Annotated in this window: 24 protein-coding genes; 15 read left to right on the forward strand and 9 right to left on the reverse strand. The window is 32.7% G+C overall.

All coding sequences use genetic code 11. The annotated features are described in order from the left end of the window. Positions 1-10: 10 nt before the first annotated feature. The 5 genes from PQ478_RS21555 to PQ478_RS21575 all read right to left on the reverse strand — a co-directional run bounded on the left by PQ478_RS21555 (position 11) and on the right by PQ478_RS21575 (position 7,270). Positions 11-742 (reverse strand): hypothetical protein, encoded by a 732-nt coding sequence (locus PQ478_RS21555; protein WP_289237125.1) that lies wholly within the window; start codon positions 740-742, stop codon positions 11-13. Positions 743-1,145: 403 nt separating this feature from the next. Beyond that, entirely contained in the window at positions 1,146-2,291 is a 1,146-nt protein-coding gene (locus PQ478_RS21560; protein ID WP_289237126.1) for an AAA family ATPase, read from the reverse strand. Further along, complete coding sequence (locus PQ478_RS21565; RefSeq protein ID WP_289237127.1) at positions 2,292-3,080, reverse strand: DUF6414 family protein; 789 nt, start codon at positions 3,078-3,080, stop codon at positions 2,292-2,294. A gap of 749 nt (positions 3,081-3,829) precedes the next feature. Next, positions 3,830-4,669 carry a nuclease-related domain-containing protein gene (locus tag PQ478_RS21570; RefSeq protein ID WP_289237128.1) on the reverse strand — a complete coding sequence of 280 codons (840 nt, stop codon included), beginning with the start codon at positions 4,667-4,669 and terminating at the stop codon, positions 3,830-3,832. A 519-nt stretch (positions 4,670-5,188) separates the two neighbouring features. After that, positions 5,189-7,270, reverse strand: coding sequence for a hypothetical protein (locus PQ478_RS21575; RefSeq protein ID WP_289237129.1), 2,082 nt, complete (start codon positions 7,268-7,270; stop codon positions 5,189-5,191). Positions 7,271-7,787: 517 nt separating this feature from the next. Here PQ478_RS21575 and PQ478_RS21580 point away from each other — a divergent pair. After that, positions 7,788-7,997, forward strand: a complete 210-nt coding sequence (locus PQ478_RS21580) for a hypothetical protein (RefSeq protein ID WP_289237130.1) — start codon at positions 7,788-7,790, stop codon at positions 7,995-7,997. Here PQ478_RS21580 and PQ478_RS21585 read toward each other — a convergent pair. The 4 genes from PQ478_RS21585 to PQ478_RS21600 all read right to left on the reverse strand — a co-directional run bounded on the left by PQ478_RS21585 (position 7,989) and on the right by PQ478_RS21600 (position 10,833). After that, entirely contained in the window at positions 7,989-8,180 is a 192-nt protein-coding gene (locus tag PQ478_RS21585; protein WP_012961023.1) for a hypothetical protein, read from the reverse strand. The two genes, PQ478_RS21580 and PQ478_RS21585, sit on opposite strands and share 9 nt — an antisense overlap. 150 nt (positions 8,181-8,330) lie before the next feature. Further along, entirely contained in the window at positions 8,331-8,615 is a 285-nt protein-coding gene (locus tag PQ478_RS21590) for a hypothetical protein (protein ID WP_289237131.1), read from the reverse strand. Between the two features lie 355 nt (positions 8,616-8,970). After that, positions 8,971-9,606: a pentapeptide repeat-containing protein gene (locus tag PQ478_RS21595; RefSeq protein WP_289237132.1), complete on the reverse strand. Its 636-nt coding sequence runs from the start codon at positions 9,604-9,606 to the stop codon at positions 8,971-8,973. Positions 9,607-9,942: 336 nt separating this feature from the next. After that, positions 9,943-10,833: a hypothetical protein gene (locus PQ478_RS21600; RefSeq protein WP_289237133.1), complete on the reverse strand. Its 891-nt coding sequence runs from the start codon at positions 10,831-10,833 to the stop codon at positions 9,943-9,945. 476 nt (positions 10,834-11,309) lie between these two features. Here PQ478_RS21600 and PQ478_RS21605 point away from each other — a divergent pair, with 476 nt between their 5' ends. The 14 genes from PQ478_RS21605 to PQ478_RS21670 all read left to right on the forward strand — a co-directional run bounded on the left by PQ478_RS21605 (position 11,310) and on the right by PQ478_RS21670 (position 25,651). Next, a complete protein-coding gene (locus PQ478_RS21605) occupies positions 11,310-12,509 on the forward strand; it encodes a ParM/StbA family protein (protein ID WP_289237134.1) in 1,200 nt (399 codons plus the stop codon). 66 nt (positions 12,510-12,575) lie between these two features. Next, a complete protein-coding gene (locus tag PQ478_RS21610; RefSeq protein WP_289237135.1) occupies positions 12,576-13,247 on the forward strand; it encodes a hypothetical protein in 672 nt (223 codons plus the stop codon). A 1,298-nt stretch (positions 13,248-14,545) separates the two neighbouring features. Then, a complete protein-coding gene (locus tag PQ478_RS21615) occupies positions 14,546-15,820 on the forward strand; it encodes a helix-turn-helix transcriptional regulator (protein ID WP_289237136.1) in 1,275 nt (424 codons plus the stop codon). Between the two features lie 2 nt (positions 15,821-15,822). Then, the gene (locus tag PQ478_RS21620) at positions 15,823-15,975 is read left to right on the forward strand and encodes a hypothetical protein (RefSeq protein ID WP_289237019.1); all 153 of its coding nucleotides are present in this window, start codon (positions 15,823-15,825) and stop codon (positions 15,973-15,975) included. A 1,321-nt stretch (positions 15,976-17,296) separates the two neighbouring features. Then, positions 17,297-17,863: a beta-sandwich domain-containing protein gene (locus PQ478_RS21625; protein ID WP_289237020.1), complete on the forward strand. Its 567-nt coding sequence runs from the start codon at positions 17,297-17,299 to the stop codon at positions 17,861-17,863. Positions 17,864-17,951: 88 nt separating this feature from the next. Then, a complete protein-coding gene (locus PQ478_RS21630; protein ID WP_289237021.1) occupies positions 17,952-18,845 on the forward strand; it encodes a BtrH N-terminal domain-containing protein in 894 nt (297 codons plus the stop codon). Beyond that, complete coding sequence (locus PQ478_RS21635; protein ID WP_289237022.1) at positions 18,832-19,965, forward strand: class-II aminoacyl-tRNA synthetase family protein; 1,134 nt, start codon at positions 18,832-18,834, stop codon at positions 19,963-19,965. Before PQ478_RS21630 ends, PQ478_RS21635 begins: the two co-directional genes overlap by 14 nt. Beyond that, entirely contained in the window at positions 19,962-20,204 is a 243-nt protein-coding gene (locus tag PQ478_RS21640; protein WP_289237023.1) for an acyl carrier protein, read from the forward strand. The genes PQ478_RS21635 and PQ478_RS21640 overlap by 4 nt, the downstream gene beginning before the upstream one ends. 50 nt (positions 20,205-20,254) lie before the next feature. Beyond that, complete coding sequence (locus tag PQ478_RS21645; RefSeq protein WP_289237024.1) at positions 20,255-21,097, forward strand: 3-hydroxyacyl-CoA dehydrogenase family protein; 843 nt, start codon at positions 20,255-20,257, stop codon at positions 21,095-21,097. A gap of 42 nt (positions 21,098-21,139) precedes the next feature. Continuing rightward, the gene (locus PQ478_RS21650) at positions 21,140-21,388 is read left to right on the forward strand and encodes a phosphopantetheine-binding protein (RefSeq protein WP_289237025.1); all 249 of its coding nucleotides are present in this window, start codon (positions 21,140-21,142) and stop codon (positions 21,386-21,388) included. A 37-nt stretch (positions 21,389-21,425) separates the two neighbouring features. After that, positions 21,426-22,547 carry an acyl-CoA dehydrogenase family protein gene (locus tag PQ478_RS21655; protein ID WP_289237026.1) on the forward strand — a complete coding sequence of 374 codons (1,122 nt, stop codon included), beginning with the start codon at positions 21,426-21,428 and terminating at the stop codon, positions 22,545-22,547. A gap of 27 nt (positions 22,548-22,574) precedes the next feature. Further along, complete coding sequence (locus PQ478_RS21660) at positions 22,575-23,645, forward strand: HAD-IIIC family phosphatase (protein ID WP_289237027.1); 1,071 nt, start codon at positions 22,575-22,577, stop codon at positions 23,643-23,645. Between the two features lie 23 nt (positions 23,646-23,668). After that, on the forward strand, positions 23,669-24,922 hold the full coding sequence (locus PQ478_RS21665) for an ACP S-malonyltransferase (protein ID WP_289237028.1): 1,254 nt from the start codon (positions 23,669-23,671) through the stop codon (positions 24,920-24,922). Between the two features lie 12 nt (positions 24,923-24,934). Further along, entirely contained in the window at positions 24,935-25,651 is a 717-nt protein-coding gene (locus PQ478_RS21670) for a thioesterase II family protein (RefSeq protein ID WP_289237029.1), read from the forward strand. Positions 25,652-25,654: the final 3 nt, after the last annotated feature.

The following is a 25,654-nucleotide window of genomic DNA, read 5'->3' on the forward strand; positions in this document are numbered from 1 at the left end:
ATTAGATTATTTATTTCTGTATATAAACTTGTTTATTATGCAGAAGGTTTGATCTGCTAGAGTAATTCTCGATATTTACAACTATGTCATATTTAGCGTTATTTCTGCTACGATGGGTTCTATTTAAATCAGGCTTTAGATTAAATATTAGGCCTGCCTCTAAATTGTCTAATAAATTAAGAGCATCTTCGTATGGCTGGATGAATTCTAATGGCATATATTCTTTATCATTATCTATAAATGTTACTGTTCCGAAATATATGTGTTTCATCATTCCATCATATATTGGATCATGTAGTTTAAGAGCAGCACTATGCCCTCCTGTAAACCTGTGGTTTTTTGAGGAGGTTTTTCCAATATACACAACTTTTTCATCATATCCCTCTCCAACTGTAATTATATAAATAGGATAACAAGCTGGTGGAATTAGAGTGAGTTGAGACTTTATTTCTCTTATAATTTCTTTATCAACATCGCGGAACTTATCATAATTTTCTATATCTAGTTCCTCTCTATACTGCTCTGTTATAATGTGTAAGGCTTTGTCAACATACTCTTTAAGTGCGTTCCATGTCACGTCTAAACTTTGAGCTGTCATATCAAGTACCTTATGTAGCGGAAAGCAAACGTCTATTCCAATGAAACACTCTAGTTCTATACTTATATCATCTCGACGAAATCTATCTAATATTGGTAAGTAACCAGTCCTAAGATAGTAATCTAACGAATAGTGAATACTCATCTTTAACCTCACATGTTATAGTCCTAATAAAGCATAATACCACCGATTAGCATAATAACTTAGACTTTCGACAAACTTATGTAAATTCCTTCCTTATTTTTAAAAAATAAAACCTCTCATAATAAAATCCTCTCATTGATGTAGTCTTTAATTAGTTTTACTTATAGCACTATTTATATATTTGATCTGCCTTATTGCACTATTAACAACTAAAAATAATGTCTTTCCCCCTAATAAACGAGTACTTTTAAAAATGATCACCTAGATATTTAAGTGAAAAAAATGAGCATTGAGAACGATTCGTTCCCAATACTCTTTAAAGTTAAATTCAATTTTCTTTGATGCCCCTACCGCATCTCTTAGATTGATCTCTTAAAACCACTTAGAAACAAGAGTACTTTATTCACTGTTCTATGTCATCTATAAGTTCTTTGACCAATAACGAGTTAATTAAATCTCCAACGAAATTCTTAATCCGCCTGTAATTTGGCGATTGCTTCATAAATGTATCTACATTACTCAATATATAATCTATCAATCTCGCCTTAACGACAATATCTTTTTCAGAGTCATCTAATTCCTCTAAAATATTATCATAAATAAGTTTTATAATCTTAATTACACTTTCTTTTTTCAGCTCATCAAATTCAATATGCTTGTTAAACCTAAAATAAAGTGGATCACCTATAGTTCTTCTTATGGTTGTTAGATCACTATAGTTAGATGTACATATTATAATTGCATCTTCTAAATTTACGTTGTAATTTCTATCTCTAAACACACCTTCATCAAACATCTGGTAGAAAGCAGAATACACTGTATCAAATGTTTTATCGAATTCGTCCAATAAAATAACATTTGATTCCCGCTCCAATAAATCTAGAGCAAAGCTTTTCGCATTATGTTCTTCACCAAATAAATAGTCTAGAGATTTGCTATTTTGAAACATAGACATTTGTACCCTAAAAATTTTATTTCCACCTAAAACCTCACTGAAGTACTTTGCTGATTCAGTTTTTCCCACCCCAGAAGGACCAAAAAACATCAAGACTAAAGGTTCCCCTTTATTGCGTTTCTTATATATAGTATATAAAACATTCAACATCTCTTCCTTAACTTTTTCTTGACCAATAACGGTTCCGGAATAATTTTGATAAATATTTAATAAAGATTCCTTTGTAATCATAGGATATGTATGTTGAATAATTTCCAAATTATACTCGCTATTATTTTTAGCCATTATTTTAATTTTCTTTTCAATTGTTTCCGTAGGGTTTTGTATAAAAATATGTTTTATATCAAAATGATACACAAAAGTTGTTAACATATGGTTAATGAGTTTTTCACCAGTTTCAGACAAGGAAGAGAAATCTGTCGAGTCTATAATAATCGATTCATAATAATCTTTTAAACCAACTTTAGTACTACCATCTTCATCTTTTTTTCTGGATTCAAGAATCTCATAAAGACTAAGAACATTTTCATTATGTGCTTTTATAATCTCTTCAAACCTACTATTGGGGCCTTTAAAAATTAGTATATTTCTCATTCACTCTACCCCAGCAAGTATAATATCATAAACATCAAGATTATTACTTGTATCAACTTTTTGCTTATCTTTTTGTTGAAATTTTCTTTTTAAAGCTTCTAATTCATCTATATTAGCTTTAGAGTATATTTCCATTAGTTTTTTAAAGTTCAACAGATCTTTTTTTAATTTCCCTACCTTTATCCCATAAAAGACTAAGTTCATTTGATCTAAATCCGAAACAGAATAGTTATTTCTGAATACAGCATTATTAAACCGGGTAATAACTTCCTGTCCATCATTATTTATAGCAAGTAATTCATAGTATCCTTTTCCTATTTTCAGCGCATCTTGCATTTTACTAATATTCATATTAATTCCGTCCCCTAAATCTACATTTCCTTCTGTAAATAATAAATAAGGGGATATTCTTTGAAAATAAGCTATTGAATCCTCAACAATTTTTACTTCATAGCCCTCTAGTCTTTCAATTTCCTTCTCTTTTCTTCTTTGTCTATTTACAGTTTGTATAAAATCAGTCAATATTGTATTAGATATACTTGATTGAACTAAGTTCGTTTTTTCTCTAAATATACTTCCATCAAGTCCTACTTTTCCATCTACATCAACTAATAATGTATCTAGTAATCTCCTAATCCCCTGTCCCGCTTTTACACCTGCTCCTGCTTCTCCTTGAAAATTACCACCGGTTCTCTTTTCTTTAACTGTTTCTTCTATTAAGTTCCCTCCATTTTTTATCGAAATGAAATCGAGTGCAGACCCTTCATCAAAATAAACTACTTTTAACAATTTAATCCCACCTTTTTTTATAACCCCTTATTAAAATAGAACATCTCATCAGAGGTAATTTATATTCTATATGACACATAAAAACATAAAAAATGTCAGATATCGTTAAAAGAACCTCTAACTAAACTTCCAAAATTACTTACAATTGCTAGTAACTCCTATTATACACTTTTTAAATCAGTGGTAGACAGTCTGTCATTCTTTGGTATACCTTTTGTCATTTGGTGGTAAATACTATGTTAGAGGTGGTACATTTAAATGGCTGTAATCAATGTGCATTGTATTATGTTAAATATGAATTGTTTCTAACCTATAAAAATGCTCACAAAGTAGCCTTTGAGCAGTTTTTTTGAGAAATGTATATGACGAATCTTAGAACCTTTCTCCTTACTTTAGGCACCGATATCGCTAGGCGTATTCTTGATACTCAGACATATAACGAAAAAATTTTCACATCACATCACCTAAGAACTGTTTAAACAATTGATAAACCTCTTCTGGCCTTGTGATCTTCCGCACTTCGAAAAAAAGAAGATCCCTCATTAGCTTCACACCCTCACTACTTCGACAAGTGGAATGGTAACTGTTCGGCGTAATCATACTTTATCATTTTCCATTTCACCTTAAATTAAAATAGCCCCAACTCCTTATTAATGGATTTAGGGCTTTGTATGAAACATCAATCTTTCATTTTTGTAAATTATGCTTATCTTCTATATTCCGAGTCGTTTTATAGTGGCTTTCATGCTTTACTTGAATATTTTTTGGTGTTCATAGCAATAGACTTTACCTTCAAACTTTTTATTGTTTAAACAAAAGGACTTTACTTTCTCAGAAACAACTTTTTTACAAGTCACACATTGAGACTGTTTTCTTGGATCCTTTTCTGTTTTCTCATCTTTAAAGGATTGCTCATGATGTTGCCTAAGCTTAGGATCGGTAATATTTGCATTGAAAAATGTATCATAAATCGTTCCAATATCCGATTCACTAAGTAATGGTTCTTTGTGTTCCAACTTCAAGACTGATACTTTTCTTTGTATAAATTCAGACAACTCAATATCATACACAATGAGCTCATCAGATGCTATTTTACGATACTCTAAATCAACCTTAAACGTGCATCGCTTTGTAAAAGACACCATAGATACAAAATGTTCATGATACTTTTTGTCAATGGCAGCTTTAAGCGCTTGGATATGTCCGTAATTCTGTAAAAAAGGGTTCATCATTTTAAACTTCCCGTTAACTAACCATGTTTTTCTCCCTTTGCCACCGTAGATCGTTCCTTGATAGTTTTTGGTTTCAATGACGATCATTCCGTAGGGTGTGATAACTACATGGTCCACCTGGGAGTACCCGGATTTCGCTTTGGGATTTTCGACAAGTAGATCACTAAGAAACCGGAAATCCTTTGGCAACTGATACAGTTGAATATCAATCTTGTACTCTCCTAATTCTCCTTTTCTTTTTGATATTTGTTCATTATTTCTCTTTGGTTTTGAAGCTGGTGCTTCTTTTTTCGAATGCTTTTCTTTGGTTTGTATTGGATCTTTACCCCTCTTTAACAAACTAAAAAATCTAAACATAGTTATCCCCTTTAAGCATTAGCATAATTTGTCTATAATTATATCTAACCTTCTACCAACCTACCATTATTAGTTATGATTTCAAACCTATTCAAAGGATAGAGTAGAGTTTTTGTTATCTCTATTAAACGCTCGATATATGTATGTCTTAAAGAGTGGATGCACTATCTCTTACGGAATCTACCATATATACAAACGGATTGCTTAATCACATTCATAGAATAAAGGCCAGCCTTTTTTAATAGCGGATTGAAAAGGCTTTTTTGTCTTGGTCAATTTTAATCCTTCTTTCTGTTCATGAAGATAACAAGCTCTAATTCTATTTTTTTATTATTTTTTCATTAAAAAAACGCAAAAAAGAAGCCCCTCCAAGGAAATTTCGGCTAAAATCTCCTCGGATGGACTTTTTGAAGGCGACACGCTAAAAAAGAAAAGTCCATCCCAGGAGATTTCTCTCCACAGGACTCTTCGACATATTACGGGTGGTGACAAGCACCTACCACAGAATTTTAGTTTTTATTATTCAACAACACGTACATTGAATGATAGTGTACCGCCTTGTGGACGAAGTACAGTTACTACAAAAGAACCGCCAGCATCAACATCTGTGATACTAGTTACACGATCACCATCAGAATCTCTTAGCTGAGACACTGTGTTTTGAGTAAGCGCCACTTCCATATCAGCACCATACTGATCAATTTGATCTAATTGATTTACAATATCACCAACATTAACTGTAGTTCCAAGAGCAGCTGCTGTAACTGCAATCGTATTATCGTTTACTCTGCTGAATGGAGCAGAAAGCTCATCTGAAGATGGAACCTCTAGTTGTGTAACGACTGCTCTTTCTCTAGAAACCGTGATTTCGCCAGTTTCAGTAAGACCGAAAGCAGAAACAATGAAGTCAACATCCGCTACGTTAACATTCGTACCGTATGAAACTGTACCAGTTGAAACCGTACCAGCTGCTTCAGTAATATTATTTGAAGTGAAAGTGAAGTTAGGAAGCAGTACTCTATTTCCAGAGTTATCAACACCATATACTTCTAAATCAAAGTTTTCAAAACCAGCAACAGTTGCAGAAGTAGTTCCTGTTCCTAATGCAGTAGCCGCAGCAACATCTTCAAGAACTTCTAAATCACCAAGTTCAAGATCAGCAATATCTCCAGCTTCTAAAACGCGTGCCGAGTAGCGGAATGAGCTATTGGAAATCGCATCCCCATCATCATCAAGTAATGTGACCGTAATATTTGCTGTTCCACGATTTGCTCCTGCTACTAAGTCAAGATTATCACCATCATTTTCAATGACACCTGAATTAGTACCAATAGTACCGATTCCAATTACAGAAGCATTACTACTTTGAATACGAATGCTGTAATCAGCAAGATCAAGGTCATCATCCATGGCGCGACCATACTGATCACTGAATGTGAAATTAGTTTCATCTAAATCAGCAATACTTTCGCCAGCAAGAATGTTGCGTTCGAAACCATCAATACCACTGATTGTAGTTGGTTCTGCATTAACACGAAGGTTGATAGAGCGCTGAGTAACCTGACCTTCTTGTGTAGTAGCAATCAAATTAATCGTTCTGTTATTAGTTAATGCATTAACGCCTTCTGCATTTACCTCTAAATAAGTTTCGTTTGTAGTGAAATCACGTACAAAGTTAACATCTCCGTTTGTTAATCCTGTTGGTGCATTAGCAATAGAGAAGTTTACGCGATTAAGAACTGTTGGGTTTGTAATCGCATTGCCATCTTGATCTGTTGCTGTAAATGGTACACGGAATGTTTCACCAGCTACTGCAATATCAGGAGCACCCATTGAGAAATTAGTAACTTGAAGTTCTGCTGGTACTTGTAAAGTATAAGAAGCTAATTGACCAGTAGTCGCAGAAATCATATTAATTCTTGCAGTTCCTTGACCAAATGTTCCTGCTTCAAATGGAACGAAGATGTAATCTTCACCATCAACTTCTACATCCTCAAATGTGCCATCAAGGTCTACAACTGTAGTGTTAGAGCTATTAGCAACAAATGTATCCGTATTATTGTTAAGATCAGCAGCGCTTAGTGCATTACCATATTGGTCAACTGCTGTGAAAATTAATCCGTAACCAGCTGTATCATCATTTGCGCGAGGCGCATCTTCTGTTGTTGCATTGTATAATCCTTCAATATCAAAGGTAGCAACTCTAGATTCTGCTGAAACCGTAAGCGCTTTTGATGTGAACGTTCCTGTTGCCTCATGTAGTAATGAAACAGTGATAGTGCTATCAAGAGCAAAAGTGTTAGTACCAGTTCTTGTTACTGTAATCGTACCATCCGTAGCAGTAGCTGTTCCACGACTAGAAGTGGCTTGGACAGAAACATCATTAGTGATATCTTCATCATATTGATTTAATACTCTGTATCCTGCAGTAACTTCTGTAACAGCTTCATTATTATCAGCGATAGCTACATTCCCAGGAATAGAAATAGCTTCTACACGCTCATTTTCTAATTCAAAGTCAAAAGTGATTTGACCATCAGTGTCATTTACAACTAGTGTGTAATCTCCACCAACAAATTTATTTGGCAATTCAAGTGTCACTGACTTGCGATCTTCACTTAAAATAGTGTCAGAGATGTTGACGTTAGCTCCACCATCACGTTGAAGTTGAACTGTTGCGTTTTCTGAAACGGCTTGGCTGAATGTTGCTTGAATTGTAGAAGCGTTAATCGCACTTACATTTTACATCTTAGTCGATAAAAAAACCAAAACCCCAATCATACCAAGGGCTTTGGGTTGTTGTTTAAATGTATGTATTCAGGTTAACCCGCTAGTTATGACACAACTCGGGCATTCGTCACCAGAAACGTCCCTTCTCTATATCAATACGAGTTTAGAGAAAGCGAAGAAGGCCGCAGAAGAATTGGGGAAAAGGAGAAAAAGAGAATAATGTTCCCCTCTCCTATCCTGTTAGAAGTTTTGTAAACAGTAAGTCTGTAATAAAAGCAAAATAAATAGTAGAAGCTCAAAAATTTATGCTTCTACTATTTATCATTACCTGATCAAAAATAAAATATACTGTTATTATTATATTACCTTTTTTGATTGGAGCTAAAATATGTTAACAGTTATTTCTGCAACTATAATTCTCGGTATCTTAGTATTAATTAATGATAGCATTTACAGAAAGTTAAAATCTAACGTACCTAATGAAAAGAAAAAGTATGAATTGAGAATTAAGCTAATTTATACACTAGCTACCGTTCAGGTAGTCATTGTTGCTGTCTTTTTCTTTGGAGTAATCCCATTAGCCTTAAAATTACTGTAACCTAACAGTCGGCAGCAAAGATAAAAAGGGCTTGATATCAACAGGATCTTCTTTCGTTCCAACTTTTACTGTAACCCCTAACCTTTTCTCTCCAGTGAATGGATTCGTTTCTGGTTGTGCATATGCCAATCCTACAATTTTGTATACTCCTGGCTTTTCAGATAAATAACGCTTTAACTCCATATTATCTCTCTCCTTCTCCCTTTAGTTATAGTCAATTATTTTACTAGCTACAAAAAAAGCCAATACCCAATCAAGGGTATTGGCGGTGCTTCCGTCCGAAAGTTATATATTCACTTTAATTACTACTCAATAGTAACACAAAGTGTACGTTTAAAATAAACGGATTTCTTTCTCCAGTAAACTTTGTATTCTAGCGAGGGTTCCTAGATCAATATCTTTGTTTAGCTGTACTAGTTTACCGGGATCATGACGTAGCAAGGGCTCCCCTTGTTTAGTTATTATTAACGCATCCGTATAAACAAGTTCAATATCTTCTAGTTGTTTATGAATGTGTTCTCCATCAAGTTTACTACTCAGACGGTCCGCACAAGTTATGATATTACTACGTAAATCATTTAGCTCCTGATCTATGAATGGATCACCAGTCCAGTCCATCTTTTCCCTCTTCTATCCTAACCAATAGGTTTATTTAGGTATAGAAGAAGCCAGTGAAAGAGGATACAATGGATGCGACCTATTAAGTATGCAATTAATTAAACAACAGATCTTGTTCATCTAAAGCTATTTTGGTTGAACGGAATCTAAAGGTGCAACCCAGAGGTGCACCTTTAGATTGATTACTAAATTTTTATTCTTACAAACTTCCGTTTCCCAATTGAATAACTAACCGGTCGGTAACAAGAATTCGTATCCCTACCCCTTCAACCTTTTCTTCATATTTTTTAATTCCTTTATAAGTCATTATTAGCCCTTTAAAATCAAAATACGAAGTTAAAGGGATTAAATGGTATCACTGTCGGATTTTTAGACCTATTAACGAAGCAAATTGAATCGCTTGAGTCGATGATACTATACACCCTTTTAAGTTCTCTATTGAAACAATTAAAGAATCAAAATTAGAAGAGCTTATATCAATTCCTTTTAATGGTGTCTCTTCAAAGCTCGCACCATCAATGTTACATGAAAGAAATTCTACTTTTTTAAGCTTACAGTCAAAAAGGTCAGCGCTTTGTAACTCAGCATTATCAAAAATTACCTTTTCAAGTTTTGAGTTACCAAACGTAACCATACTAAGAATTGATTCCCTAAATCTAGTATTACCGATATAAGACTCTGTTAAACTGCTTCCAAGTAACTTACAATTAAGAAACTCAACGCGATTCATGGAGGCATTACCCAAATTAGCATTAGATAAATTACAATTTTCAAAGCGCACATCGTTAAGATCAATTCGACTAAAATCCGTATCTTTGAAATTACAATTCTTAATCACTGTTTTATATAGTCGCAATCGTTCAAGTGCTTCATTGACAAACTCTGAATCGGTAACTATACACATTTCAAATTCTGGATCTTCTTCGTAAAAAACATCTGTAAATTTTCTCTCCGTTAGCTCTTCAGGGATCTTGGGTGCGTCAATCTTCACTGTATACCTACCTACTTTCAAACGTACTTAATTTATTTTTAAGCTCTCTAAATACAAACATAAAGCGAACGCGCGTTCTCTATCAAGTTTTGACTAATATTTATTTCCTGTTACACTAGGATTTTTAAGAAATCCCCTTCTTAAATTAAATGGCCCGATTGTTGAGACCTCCCCCAGAGTAAAACCATTTTAATATTTTCTACTAAGTAATATAACGGTTGTCCTGGGTTACATAAGGCCAACTTTATAGCGTATCAGGCAATAGTAAGGACCACAAGAAAACCTGTTGTTTGGCTCTTGTGGTCCCTACATTATTACTCTTTTTATGGAAACAACCTATTTTTCAGCCCCCTCTTGTAATAAGAGCTTCTTCTCTTCCATTAATGTTTGTTCCGCGCTCCTAAGAATTGCCTTCTTCTCAATGAGCTTTTTTTCTAATTCTACTAACTCCTGTTTAATATCCTCTTTTTGATTCTCTAAATCATTTATTTTAGTAGAAGAAACATGTTCAACTTGAGATAGACTTTCATTAATTAACTTATCAACATCTACTTCCTCATCTTTTCCGAACAATGATTGAAAAAATCCGGATTTCGGGCGTTTTGTAGCTTTTTTTAGGGTGTGTGTTAGAAGTTGCTGGTTCCTTACTTCCACCCGAGATAAAGAAATTTTATGCTCTATCAGTTCCAGATCCATCTTTTTCTTGCTGACTTTTCCCTCTAGCTGATCATACTCTCGTATTTGTGAGGAAAGTATATTTTCTTGCTCTAACAAATGTATTCTTTTATTGGTACTCTTTAGAATTTGTCCAAGCATTTCATTATTTAGTGTATGAGCACCCTTAGTTGGATTGGTTGGATCATAATCCACTGTTTCAGAACGATAACCCAAAAGAACTTCGATATCAGAGATCGTTTTGCCCTGTTCCAAATAAACTAGGATTAAGTACAACCTATAGATACTTCGATAATTTAACCTATAGAATCTACCACTTCTTACAGGCTGAATGTATTTCATAAGGTTTTCATTTCTAAGGTAGTTTCTTAATGTGGAGTCATTTTTCTGCAAATATGCAGCGGATTCCGTAGTTGAATATGTAGTTTCTGGATGTAGATTATTTAAAAAAGAAGGATAAATTCTTTCCGCCGTAACGTCATAAAGTTCTAGTTGTCTTTTTAAAGGGTCTTCACTAAAGTCAGTTTCAATTATATCCATTGTATTAACCATTTATTTACCACCTCCGTTGGTTAAGGTTGCATAGTTTTTCCGCTACTGTATATACTAACGATAAAATTTTGTTATATCAAGGCTTTCCACTTCCGCTACAATACTTAATTTAATCTAGCTAGAGCGCCACACCTTTAAATCGAGACTAACTTTATCGTCAGCTAGCGCTCAATATTCAAATTAGTTTAGTTGATGCTAGTTAAAATGAATTATAGCGCTTTTTAACGCTAAAACGAATAGCGCTCCGCTTAATTAAGGTTGGTAATGGTGTCGTTAAGTTAAATTAAAGTGTGTAACGGAAAACATTGATCATTTATGTATGTTTATTTATATTAATTATATTATTGTATATATGATTATGTTAATAATATATATACAATTGTAACGTTGATTGGACATTAGAGAGTTTGTGTTATATAGTGATATTAATTAATATAAATATATATATATATATGAGACTAGGGAGAGTGACTTATATGATCGTCATGAATATGAATGTAGCAAACGATAACGGAAATAATGAACAGGCTGTTAAAGTGAATGACAACTTATATAGGCAGCCTAATACATACGCGATGCCAGAAAGACCATCATTTGAAGATAATAGTGAGCCTGAGACGCTGATTCCAAATCTTTTAAATGAATTAGAAGTTGATATCCAGTCAGATAGTATTGATTTTGGAGGATTGTACTTCATAGGGCGAAAAGCCATTAAAAGTAAGTACACAGCGCACTCTATGAGTGTAGATAGTGAGAAAAAATATGAAAGTGATTTACCGATTATCAATACATTAGGATTACTAGCTGGTATTGCGGTACAGAATGCATATAAAGAGTCAAAGCAATTATCTAAAGAGATAAGTTTAAATGTCGATATGGCTACAGCATTGCCGGTAAATCAATGGAATAGGGAAACCGCTAGTTTATTCGCTAAACGCTTTATGGATGGTCTGCATACAGTAATCGTTTATGTAGGACATCTTAAAGTCCGCGTAAGCGTGACATTTACTTACGTAAAAGTAATTCCAGAGGGGACTCCAGTTCTATTCAATCTTATTGAGGATCAGGATGGTAATTATAGAAATGACTCGATTTTTGATGAGTTTAAAAAAGAATATGACTTAAATGTTGATGGTGAGTACTTCCAAGACAAAAGGATTAAACATGTTGACATAGGGGATGGAACGAGTGATACACCGCTAACAATTGGCTATGAATACGATAGGGATTTCGTGAATGGGATTCCTACAGGTATTGGTCATTCAATTAATAAAGCTATCGATCTTTTTAAAAACGAAGTATCAGATATGAATATCTCACGCCAGCAATTCATTGATTACATCAAGGATCATAAGCATCCATACCATGAAAAAGCTGTTAGATTGATCAAACAATCAATGCGCTCTGAGGTGAAATCGATCCATGATCACATTGTTGATGAGTTAAAAAAAGCTTCCAATGAAGTAGATATCATTTGCGTATATGGAGGCGGTTCTATTCTTATGAAAGACCAACTCTATAAACCACTTAAAAAACTATGTGACCGTCCGGATGTTCCTGCTAGACTACTATGGGTTCCAGAGCAATTTGCACCGCTAATGAACGTTGAGGGATTGAATATTTTCTTGAAAACAGTATTGCCGCAACTAAAAGAAAAGGAACTTGCATCTAAATAAATGCTGTAAAAGGGTGTAACATCAGCGTTACACCCTTTTTCAAATATTTAAAAAGGGGTGGAACTATTGGCTGGGAGAAAAAAGAAATTGAAAAAGCGCGGAGAAGCTGTAATAATGCGTACCAAAATGAACGAGCCAAACTTCATTATGGACTGGATTAATTCACAATCAAATATAAGTGAATCTCTTAGGCAGCTCATTGAAAGGGATGTAGCAGAAAACGGTCTTAGAGACGTAAAAGAAGATATCTTAAACAAGGCAGCAGTAGGAACGTTGAAACGTAGTTTCCCTGATGCAAGTACTGCTAGAGAGATGGAACAGGACTCCTTAATTTCTGGTAATCCGTCTAATGATAATCTTCATATGCAACATGAAGAGATTAGAGAAATAAAAGAAATTGAGGATGCACCTGCTCATGACCAAACTGATAAGACTTCTATATCATCTAGTGTACATGAAAGTGCGGATCGCATGGTTGAAATAGACGCTGATATTACAGTAGATGATAGTGATATAGATAGTGGGTATGCAGAGAGAAGTAAAGTGGGAAATTTGAGTAAAGAAGTTACTATTAATGAGATCAAAGACCGATCAAGTAACATTAACGAACATGCAGGCCCTAAAGATGTTGAAGTCTCATACAAAGAAGAATCAAGATCCGATAAGAAAGATTCTAATCCTGGTTCAGAGAAAAAGAGAGTGAATAGAGGTCGAATTGATATAAACCAATGGAGTTAATTAGCGGAGATATTTCACAAAAAACCTGACACACAAGATATCCAAGTAATATATCTAGGTGACAGGTTTTTTGTTTATTACTCAGTTTTACTCTTACCAAACTTGTTTACTGATTTCGAGAACATGTTTTCTTCATTATTCTTATTAAATTTTCTTTAAAAAATCTGTAAAGTAATTCGAAACTGCTATTGCTATTAGAGGGAAAATTACTTTTGATATTGCCAAAATGCCATATAGCGGTACATTCATTGCTGCTAATTTAGACTATCGATACTTACAATTTGTTGATCTTTGAGTAGATATCCTAGTACTTCATCTTCTGGAATTTTAATGAGAAATAGAAAAAAGTATAAATTGCAACAAAGAATAGAATCCTTAGAGCTGCTACAAAAAAAAATCTTCCCTTTCATGTTTAAACCTCCTCATTAAATAAATAACTAGCTTACTTTCCATATCCTGCATCCGCTAATATCCCCATAGTTTGCTTCTAAGGAATTTTAGAATATCTTAGATAAGCTTCACTACTACCTTATGCAACAGGCAATAGAAGTACAGTTTCACTGTTGCTTGATCGTAAGTATATTCTGGTTTATATACATAACGTAAGGATTAAGATGCTTATTTAAAATACTAGCTTCCAAAATATTACCCTCAGATTCCTTGATGTACAAAATATATTCCTACCGTTTTACCAAGTTTAAGAGTTAAAAACATATCTATATAAACGAATATAATACTTTTATATATACAAAAGTATGAAACTGTACTGTGGATGATAATAGTTTTTATCCACATTATATATAATTGTATATATTGATATTAATATTAAATACAATGCTTATGTATATATATTTAAATCTAAATTAAGCATATTTTTGATGATTGTTTCTTTTAATCTTCCCAATCTCCAAATATAGAACGTCTATAGAATGTGGTGTATTAACTTATGGATGGTAATATTAGAGCATAATAAAATTACTAGAGTTGCTTTATATTATGCAACACTTGCAAAGAGTTCTCGTGTACTGAGGGACGATTACTTCTAAGAATGGAAGTTTAGTATTGTAAGCAGCATCTCCCGTTCATTGTTAAAAGCACAAGAGGTCTATTTTATAGTCGAAATAATATCCTGGTCTCACCCTCTCTTAGTCCATTAGGTAACTTATATTTGAACAACTCTCGCCAATGAATTCATACTTAAAGAGGGGATATTATATAACACTTCTATTGTATTTATTTATAATACTATGTACAATTATGATGAATTAGTTAGTTAATACTATCCGGAGGTCCTATAATTGCGCATAGGTTACAGAATAAGTAAGTTACGTAAGCAAAAAGGATTATCGCAAGCAGAATTAGCAAATGGCATTATTTCAAGGACACACTTGAGTAACATTGAAGCTAATAGATTTATATGTCCAATTGACATTCTCCTTTTATTGTCTGCAAAGTTAGAGGTACCCAACTCTTATCTAATTGAGAATTCGAAGAATGATGAAATATTAGATGGCTTACTCGAAAGTTTCTATAAAGTATTAGAAGAACATAATAGTGATAAGACATCAGAAATAATAAATCTTTTTAACGAAATTCAGCGAAACTTTCCCTACATCTCTTCAATGCAACAAGAATTTCATTTTAAACTACTGACTGTTTACTTCTATTTAAAAATACAAGATTCTGCTAAAATGAAGAACTTTTTTTATGAAGAAGTGGAACCACTTGTTGTAGTAGAGGACTTATCTTTACCACTAAAAGAATTATATTATTACTTAAAAGGAATTGTCTTCTATACGGAATCTAAATTTGATAAGAGTTACAGGAGTTTCTTGAAATTAACACAAATTGTTGAAGATGAAAAAACAAAGGCTAAAATCTATTTTAATTTAGCCCTCGCTTCTTTTAAATGTAAAGATTTATATGGATCTGTGAAATATGGCGAAAAAGCAGCTAACTTATATTTACAACAGCACTCTTGGATAAAAGCTGCCGAAAGTTATAATCTCATAGGTGTGATTTGTTGGGAAATGAAAGAACTTAAGAAAGGAGAGTTGTTTTTAAAAAAAGGTATAGAATTAGCTAAGATGAAAAGAAACTCTACTTTAGAAAGTAAGTTATATCATAATCTTGGTTTGATCTTTGAACGAAAGGGGGAACTTGCTGAAAGCCTTAAATATTTTAATTTAAGTTTACAAAATAAGATTGAAGATGAAGATAAGATTTTAACATTACGTTCTATATTAGAAACCTTGTTAAAAGAGCAAGATTTTGATTTATTTGAATTTTATCTAAAAAAAGCTTATGGACTTAACAGAACATTAGTAAGTAACTTACACTTAGATTTAATACAAGCAAAGTATTTTTTGTTATTGGGTAACGAAGAAAAATATATTGAAATGATGAGTTATACAATTCAAGTTTTTTTAAAGAAACAAATCTGGCAACCTATAATAGATAATGCTGAAGAACTAAGTGACGTTTATGCTAAAAAAAATAAGTACAAGAATGCTTACCAACTACTTAAAATGAAACAACATGCAATTTTTAATCTTAATCGGGAGGAATTTTGAATATGAAAAAGAATTTTAAAGGTCTTCTTTTAATTGCGAGTATTTTGTTTTTAACAATTGGATATCCCACTGAAGGTAAAATTGATATTGATAATAGTCTTGAAAATATTATTGTTAACCCCCTAGGTGAGGGTGATATAACACCACCACATTAAGTATAGATAATATAATAAAACTATTTAGAAATATGTTAGAACAGCTCTTCGTTAGTCCTATTTATCTATTTTTTTAAAATCCTTTAAGGATATAGAGAAACCTAAAATCAATAATATACTGAAAAACACCCTCATTCTATAGAATGAAGGTGTTTTTCAGTATATTATAGTGTTAAAATAAGTACTTCATTTCCATAATAGGTGGGCTACTTTGGATGTAGAATGGATTTCACTAAAATCTCCGTCAGAAACAACTCTATTCCTTCGTAATTTAATGCTCAAGTCCCTTTAAAGGGCGCTCCTCTTCTTATTTCCCGCTCTTATAGATTAACACCTTCTAAATTACGACCCATTTTTTATAAATCTCTCTTATTCTTTTTAGTTTTTAATTAGCTGTATTTTGCAATAAAAATGTCCATAGTAATCATGCAAGTGTTATGTAGAGTTTTGCCACTCAATATTCGTTTATTTCAGTTTCGATAGTGCCTTGATAGCCTATAATTTCCACAAAAGAAAGTTAATACACGTGTGTGGTAAACTAAACGATCCATCAACGCTGCTGTTAGTCTCAAACCTATGAAATATAAAAATCCAGTTCCATTGACTGAAATATAAATTGATATAATGAAAGGTCTATTGCTCATACTCTCTGCGATTAACTGAAATAATAACTCAGAATCTTCCTTGTAAGAACGGAAAGGTATTATAGACACCTTTAGAAAAATTTGAAAAAGTAGAATTAATTATTTCAGATGTGATGGAACTTGGTTTCGCTGGCAAGCCTTTATTTATGTACTTATAAAACAAGTGCAGCACTACGCATTAATTTTTTGTGGAATTCTGCACTGTTATTCTGCCTTAAACATTAGTTTAAGAATTTTATAAACATTCTTTTAAAAAATGTTTTTAAAAAGCATAAAAAAATCATATGTTTATAGTCTTCGAAAAGTATTTTTAAATATGAGTAAGCCATATATAATTAATATCAAATAGTGAATGAATATTCATAATATTTTTTCAAAAAAGTAGTTAGGGCAGGTGAGTACATGGTTGATTTAAAGAAAGAAATATCTACACAACCTACAAAACAAATTTCGCCTAGACTTCATAAGATGTTAGCTTTGCCTATTCAATTCTCTAATATTTGCAGCCTTAAACATACTATTCATTTAGAGCCTTTAAAGAAGTAAGTTTAATAAACGAGTTTGAAACTCTTTAAGGAGGTGAGACATATGCCAGTAAAAATGAACTACTAAAAAACCAGATGCTGAATCATACTCGATTCAGCATCCTTTAATTTAAATTAGGTGGGAGGCCTACTATGTTAAATGATAAATACCATAAAGTATTTATTAATGACTTTATTAATAATCGGGGTTTCACATCAATTTCTGAATCTAAGACAGGAGAACTAACTCATACCGGTATGTCTTTACCGGGAGATGATCTCATTTACAATACGGAACTACAAGTTAACGGGGTTCCATTTTTCATAACTAAAGATGAAAACAATCTAGACAACATTGAACTAGAGGGACAGTTAGTGCCTTTTAAGATAACTACTGTAAAAAGAATTCATTTCCTGTCTCTATCATGCTATGGAAGTTACTTTCAAAATTTAAATCTATTTAACGATGAAGTAGTAGTGGATATAAAACCTTTTTACACCACTGAACTAATAAATAAACAACCAGCATTTGAAAAAGTACGTACAGGTTTATTTTTTGATTATGTACATAATAAGAAGGGGAAAGTAACTAATTTAACAGGGACAATATGGCATTCAGAAATAGACCTTGCTTACCCTAAAAAGATAAATGCAGTGTTATTTGAAGATAATCCTGCTATACATGTGTTTGCTATAACCCTTGAATGTGAGGTTGAATAATGTGGAAATTTACTCTAGTAGTTATTATAACTGTAGAAACCTATTAATCACCGCATCCATAAAACGTAGAAACATTCAAACAGATGGAATGTGGAAGAAGGTAGGTTACCATTTCAAACCTAATTCAGACTTTGTAATGAGTCCATACTATCTTTCATTACAAGATGAATTGAAGAGCTATGGATTTATTCTCAATCAAAAAGAATTTAACGATATTCAGTCATTTCAAGAGGCTCTACTTAAGTGTATTGAGCAGGAAATTATAGTAGGTGTTTCTGTCGATTTGTACAATTTACCATATTCAGTATTTTATCAAGATTTACATTACGAGCACGACATTGAAGTAATCAGTTATCACGAAAATACTTATGTTATTTGCGATCATTATTATAATTATTTTGGTGAAATATCAAGTGAGGATTTTATGAAGGCTATTGAAAACCAAGCTAAACAAGGAAGTCTAAGGATATATTATATTGAAACGTATCCAGATCATGTCAGCCAAAAGTCCGAATCAATTATTCAAAGAAACATTGACGCATTGGAAGGGAATATAAGTTATAGCAATTATGGAGAATTTTCTTATATTGGCATAGAAGCAATAAATGAGTTTAAAGAACAATTGATCAATGAGTTTAGTAAAAGAACTAATCTAGAAGAACAAGATAAGTTATTTAATACAATATATCCTTCCATAAAAGAAATGTCATTCTCTCGTTATCATTTCAAGAATTATTTAGAAAAAACAAATAAAAGCAAGAAACTAGTAATGCAATATCATGATGTTTCACAAAGTTGGTCTATTCTTTTTCAGATACTTTTGAAAGGTAATGTTACTCGAGACTATAATAAGTTTCTAACAAGGGTTAATAATAGTTTATCCACCATCTATCAAAAGGAAGCTTCTGCTTTAAAGTACTTGAAAGAAGATTGGGCTAAAGAAATAAGTGTGAGTAGGAGTGTGTTAAATGAAACATATTAATTTAGATACTGCACACCTCTCTGATCAGAAGGTAAGAATGTTGCTAGATAAATTACCCTACATCTCTGAGGAAATTATAGGGTTATCCTATGAAGAGGTTGATAATGTAATTCAAATAATTATTAACGACAATTCTCTATCTAGAGAGGTCAGAATATTACAACAAGGTATAGATGATTTACTTAAACAACTTACCGGAACAAGGTTTATAAAATCAAAAGTTGTTAAGAGTAACGAAGTTTCAACAATTGAGAAGGATCTACCAAGAATACAAAACCCAAAAAGTTTAGCGACATTTAAGAAAGAAAAGGATCTAAACTTGCTTGGGAAAATCGATAATGAGTTACTCAAAATTGCCAGAAAATACGAGGCGCAAATTAGAGAATATCCAATCTTTTTAAACGCAGACAACATGGATATTAACCAATATCACCTTAATTTCCCTCAAAATGTATTTGGGGTAGGTTCAGTTGCCCATAATCACGAAACTATAATTCAGTATAAGCAGGATGCAGCAATAGGTGATCATAGTTCCCTAATGTTTAATGGTCAATTCCTAAGGCCATGTTTATGTTATCACTCATATGAAGAACTCCAAGGAGATCGTATCACTTCCCCTAAAATCTTTACAAGTCAGGGACAATGTTTTCGGCATGAAGTTGATTGGAAAAAAGATAATTTCAGAAAAAGTGAATTCTCTATGAGGGAAATAGTTTTTATAGGTGAAGAAGACTGGGTTTGTCAAACTCGAGACCTTATAATGAAAGACGTTTGGTCCCTATTTGATTCCATTGGATTGATAGGAAAGATTGTTACTGCGACTGATCCATTCTTTTTTAGTGATGATCTGAAAACTAAAGCTGCATATCAATTAATGAGTAAAGCAAAATATGAATTAGTAGTAGTAACCACTGAAGGAAAAGAAAGTTCAATTGCTTCTTTTAATTATTGCGAAGATGTGTTGTGTGACAAATACGAAATTAAAGATATGAATCAAAAACCTCTATATTCAGGGTGTATAGCATTTGGTTTAGATCGTTGGAAAGAAGCTATTACCGACAAATATGGATATAGCGATGAACCTTGGATATTAAAAGAAATGGGAGCGGAGGTACTTTGAAGAATTCCGTTAACAATGAGCTTCTCATTAAGAAGTTAGTAGAAGGGCTAATAGAGAAAGAAGTAAATAGTGAAAGTAATCTAAAAAACGAAGGTCTTGATTCAAAAAGAATAATCCAACTGATCGTGGGTATAGAAAGTGCGTTGTCGATTGAAATTGACGATGATGATTTAATTGTTGAAAATTTTTCTACAATAAATAAAATAGTAGGTTTTTTGAGTGCTAAACACAATAAATGAAACTCTCCATAAAGAATAAAACAGAATTTCTCAAGAAGGAGAATTACTTCATGAAAAAAATCGGTGTTATCGGAGCTGGTGTTATGGGGTGTGGCGTAGCTCAAAGCTTCGCTCAACATGGCTATCAAGTTGTCTTAGTAGATATATCTGAGGAAGTATTAATAAAAGCAAAAGAAGATATTTATAATAATGTAAGATTTAGTGCTTTTTATACCAATAATTGTTCTCTAGATCCTGAAAAAGTGTTATCAAATATATATTTTTCAAATAATTATGAATCTATCAAAAAGGTGGATTTCTTAGTAGAGAATGTAACAGAGAATTATGAACTTAAAGAAGAAGTATATAAACAAGTTTCAGAACTAGTTAATGAAGGTTGTATTTTAATGGTGAACACATCTTGCATACCCATTACAAAAATTGCGGCTTTAACTAAAGACCCAACTAAAGTTGTAGGGACGCATTTTATGAATCCAGTTCCAATAAAAAATACTGTAGAAACAATTCGTGGTTACTATACTTCTGAAGAAACTATAAATAAGACTAAGGAATTACTATATGATATTGGGAAAGAAATTGTTCTAGTTAATGATTATCCTGGGTTCGTCTCTAATAGAATATCACATCTCTATATGAATGAGGCAGCATTTGTTGTTCAAGATCAAGTAGCAACTCCTGAAGATGTAGATAGGATCTTTAAACAATGTTACTCACATAAGATGGGACCTTTAGAAACAGCAGACTTAATTGGTTTAGATACTGTAGTTAATTCTTTAGACGTCCTTTTTAATACTTACCAAGATAGCAAGTTTAAATGTTGTCCACTTTTGAGAAAAATGGTTGATGCAGGTCTCTATGGAAAGAAATCAGGGCAAGGGTTTTATACTTATTGATATTTAGACACTCTAAATAAATAACAGAGAGGAAGTAATAGAATGGAATCCAACGTTAAGTTGAAAGTCAAAGAATTCCTTAGTAAATACTTTAGAAATCATCAACTGGAAGATGAGGAGGATATTTTTTCATTAGGATTCGTAAACTCCTTATTCGCAATGCAATTAGTTATGTTTTTGGAAAAAGAGTTCAATCTCAAACTCGATAATAATGATCTCAATTTCAACAATTTTCGAAGCATCAATAAAATCACTTCTTTAGTAGAAGAAAAAATGGTCCAAGCTACTTGATAATATCAAAAGATTTAATAATGGAGTGAGAGAATAAATGAAAATTGAGTTAACTGCCGAACAGAAAATGTTGCAGTCTGAGTTCAAGGAATTTACAGATTTAGAGATCGAACCTTATGCATCACTTATAGATAAGGAAGAATACATCCCAAAAGATTTGATAAATAAACTTAAATCTAATGGATACCTAGGCTCTATGATTCCTAAAGAATTTGGGGGCATGGGTTTGGACAATGTGTCTATTGCAATTCTGAATGAAGAAATAGGGAGAGCATGTTCTTCAGTTAGGAGCTTACTCACCGTCCACGGGATGGTGGCCTTGGCGATACTAAGATGGGGCAATGAAAAACAAAAAAGAGAATTATTACCTAAGTTTGCATCTGGTGAGATTATTGGCGCATTTGCTTTATCAGAAGCCGAAGCGGGAAGTGATGCGAGTAGTATACAAACTGAGGCGACTTCAAAAGATAATATGATAATACTTAATGGTAGAAAAAAGTGGATTACTATGGGACAAATTGCAAATGTTTATTTAGTATTTTCTAAATATGATGGAGAGCCAACTGCTTTTCTGGTAAAGGAAAATGCAAGTGGCTTTTCACGTAAACCGATAAACGGCTTAATTGGTTTAAGGGGGTCAATGACAGCTGAATTATTTTTTGAAAATTGCGAAATAAATTCTAGTAGTATTATTGGAAGAAAAGGATTAGGTTTATCTCATGTTGCATTAAACTGTTTAGACTATGGGCGTTTTACCATAGCCAGTGGCTGTGTTGGTATTGCTCAATCTTGTTTGGAACGATCTATTAGTTATTCTTATAAAAGAAAACAATTCGGACAAGAGTTAATAGAGAATCAATTAGTTCAACGAATGATAACAGGAATGGTGGTAGACATTGAAGCTGCCCGGTTGTTATGTTATCAAGCCGCCTTTCTTAAAGACACCTTAGACCCAGAATCAATAATGAAAACGTGGATAGCAAAGTACTTTTCATCAAAAATGGTTAATAGAGTAGCAAATGATGCGGTTCAAATACATGGAGCGAATGGATGTAGTGACTCATATCCGTTAGAGAGATATATGCGAGATGCAAAAATTAACGAAATAATAGAAGGAACTACACAACTTCATGAAGTCCTTATCGGAAGAAATGCTTAATTTATTATTAGTTGAGGGGGTTTAACGATGGGAGTAAACAAAAGAAAAAATATTAAGTGCGTGGTATGGGACCTAGATAATACTCTCTGGGATGGAGTTTTGCTTGAGGATGAAAATGTTTCCCTACGCAGTGGAGTTAAAGAAATTATCCATACACTTGACGAAAGAGGAATACTACAATCTATATCTAGTAAAAATGAACATAATAGAGCAATTCAAAAGTTGAAAGAATTCGGATTGGAAGAGTATTTTATATATCCACAGATTAATTGGAACTCTAAATCATCTTCTATAACTGAGATTGCAAAATCTCTAAATATAGGCATCAACACTTTCGCCTTTATAGATGATCAACCTTTTGAGAGAGAAGAAGTTGAATTTGTTCTTCCTAGTGTCCTATGCATAGACTCGACTGATTTAACAGATATCCTTCTGAGAGAAGAATTAATACCCAAATTCGTGACTGAAGATTCAAACAAAAGAAGACGGATGTATCTAAGCGATATCAAAAGAAAAACAATAGAAGAGACATTTAAAGGAACTCAAGATGAATTTCTAGCTTCATTAGATATGAAATTTACTATCTCAGAGGTAGGCGACGGAGATTTGCAAAGAGCGGAAGAGCTGACTGTTAGAACTAATCAACTTAATACAACGGGTTATACCTATTCCTATGAGGAATTAAATCATCTCAGAAGCTCGGATAACCATATATTACTTATTTCAGGACTGGAAGATAAATATGGAACATACGGAAAAATTGGACTTACATTAGTTGAAAAGAAAGAAAGAGTATGGACTATTAAGCTTTTACTTATGTCCTGCAGAGTTATGTCCCGTGGTGTAGGTACAGTAATGTTGAACCATTTAATAAATTTAGCTAAAGAAGCAGGTGTACAGTTACAAGCCGAATTTAAAAAAACTGACAAAAATAGAATGATGTATATCACTTATAAATTTGCTGGATTCAATGAAATACAGCAAGAAGAAGATTTTATTATTTTCGAAAATAGCTTAGACCTGGTTCAAAAATTACCGGACTACCTAACCTTAGAAGTAAAAGGGGAGCAAGAGTTAGAACAGCTAGTTAATGAATAATAAAAAAAGTTGGAGGCTTATCTATGGATAAATTCGCATTCGTTTTCCCAGGGCAAGGTACTCAATTCATCCAAATGGGAAAATTTTTTTACGATAGCTATGATATTGCAAAGCAGACATATGAAGAAGCAAGTGAAGTGGCAGGAATTGACTTGCAAAACTTGTGCTTTAATGGAAGTGTAAGTGAACTAAATAATTTTACAAATATGCAATTATGTATCTTGGCTACAGAAGTGGCCATATACAGATCTTATGTACATGACTTTGGAGTAAGACCCCAACTTTCAATTGGACATAGTATCGGCGAATATGCTGCGCTTGTAAGTTCAGGAGCAGTCAACTTAGAAGACGCAATAAGAATTATGGTTAGAAGGGGAGAGTTAATAGAAAAGCTAAATGAAAAAGAAATTGGTTATATGTCAATTATTGAAGGAACCAATTATCAAGTTATAAGCGATTGTATTAAAAAATCAGGTTTAGATAATAGTATATTCATATCTTGCTTTAATTCTAATAGTCAATTCGCGATTAGTGGAGAGAGTCATGCTCTCAACCTAGTAGAACAACAATTAATTGATAATGAGGCGATGGTCACACCATTATTTAATAGCCCACCGATTCATTCGCCTCTAATGAATGAGATTTGTATGGACTTTCTTGAGTTTACTAGCTCGATTGAGTTTAACCAATTTAATTTTCCAATAATCTCAAATTATACGGGTAAACTATTGTCTGATCCATCTAAAATAGCAAAATACTTAACACACCATTTAGTTAATCCAGTATTATTCAGCCAGTCAATGGATTTATTTGATAAATACGGTATTAATAAAACAATTGAAATGAGTCCTAAGTTATTATTATCTGAATTTATTAAAGAAAATAACCCCCGTATAGAGACTTATTGCTATGGTCTAATTAACGATAGAGAATCATTATCAGATTTGTTCAATTCTGATAAGAACTTCGAAAAGGACATGCCTAATTTTATAGGGAGAAGTCTTAGTATTTTAGCTTCTACAGAAAATAAGAATAAAAATGAAATGGAGTTTAATGAAGTAATCGCTATCTACCAAACTATTAGGAATGAAAAAGATAAATTAGAAACTCTAGAACAAGAACAGAAAAAAAATAAGCAGGCTGAAATTATCAATTTATTAATCAAAGCTTTAAAAATTAAAAAAGTAGACTCAAAGCAGATTAATAACGTTATTAAAGCGTTATTGGATGAAACTAATACCATGTATGAACTAGGCAATAAAATAAAAATATTATAAAAAGAGGTTTTTATGAAATTATTCTGTATCCCTCATGCTGGTGCTTCATCCATCTCATACAATGGATGGAGAAACCATTTGAATTCGAATATTAATTTTATTCCATTAGAGCTACCAGGTCATATGACACGCTCGAATGAAAAGTTTTGTAGAAATATGGATGAAGTAATTCAAGATTTAAAACGCACTTTCGAAAAAGAGGTCTCTAATAACGAGGATTACTCAATCTTCGGTCATAGCTTGGGAAGTGTTATTTTATATTACCTTTACTTCGATTTAATTAAAAGTGGATTTAAGCCGCCAAAGCACCTTTTCTTTTCAAGTAGATGGCCACCTTATCATGAGAATAAAAAGGCAAATTATGATTTAAACGATCTTGAGGAATGTAAATCAAAATTTATAAAAATGGGCGGTTTTAAAGAGGAAATCATAAAAAATAAGCCATTACTTGATTATTATTTAGACATTCTCGTGGCTGATTATCAAATTATACAAAGTACCCCTCTAGAAGAACCAAGGATGATTAATACGGATATGTCTATTTTATGGAGCAATAAAGAAATAGAAATAGATGACAGTGACATTTATAAGTGGAAATTATCTGCTGGTAGTTCTATTTCATTTAATAAAGTGAACGGAACGCATTTTTACCCTACCGAATTACCAGAAAAAACAGTCAATATCATTAATAAAACTCTTATTAAATATGAAATGGATAGTTTGAATTAATTT

The sequence above is a fragment of the Alkalihalophilus pseudofirmus genome (genome assembly GCF_029094545.1).
Taxonomy (GTDB): domain Bacteria; phylum Bacillota; class Bacilli; order Bacillales; family Bacillaceae_D; genus Alkalihalophilus; species Alkalihalophilus pseudofirmus.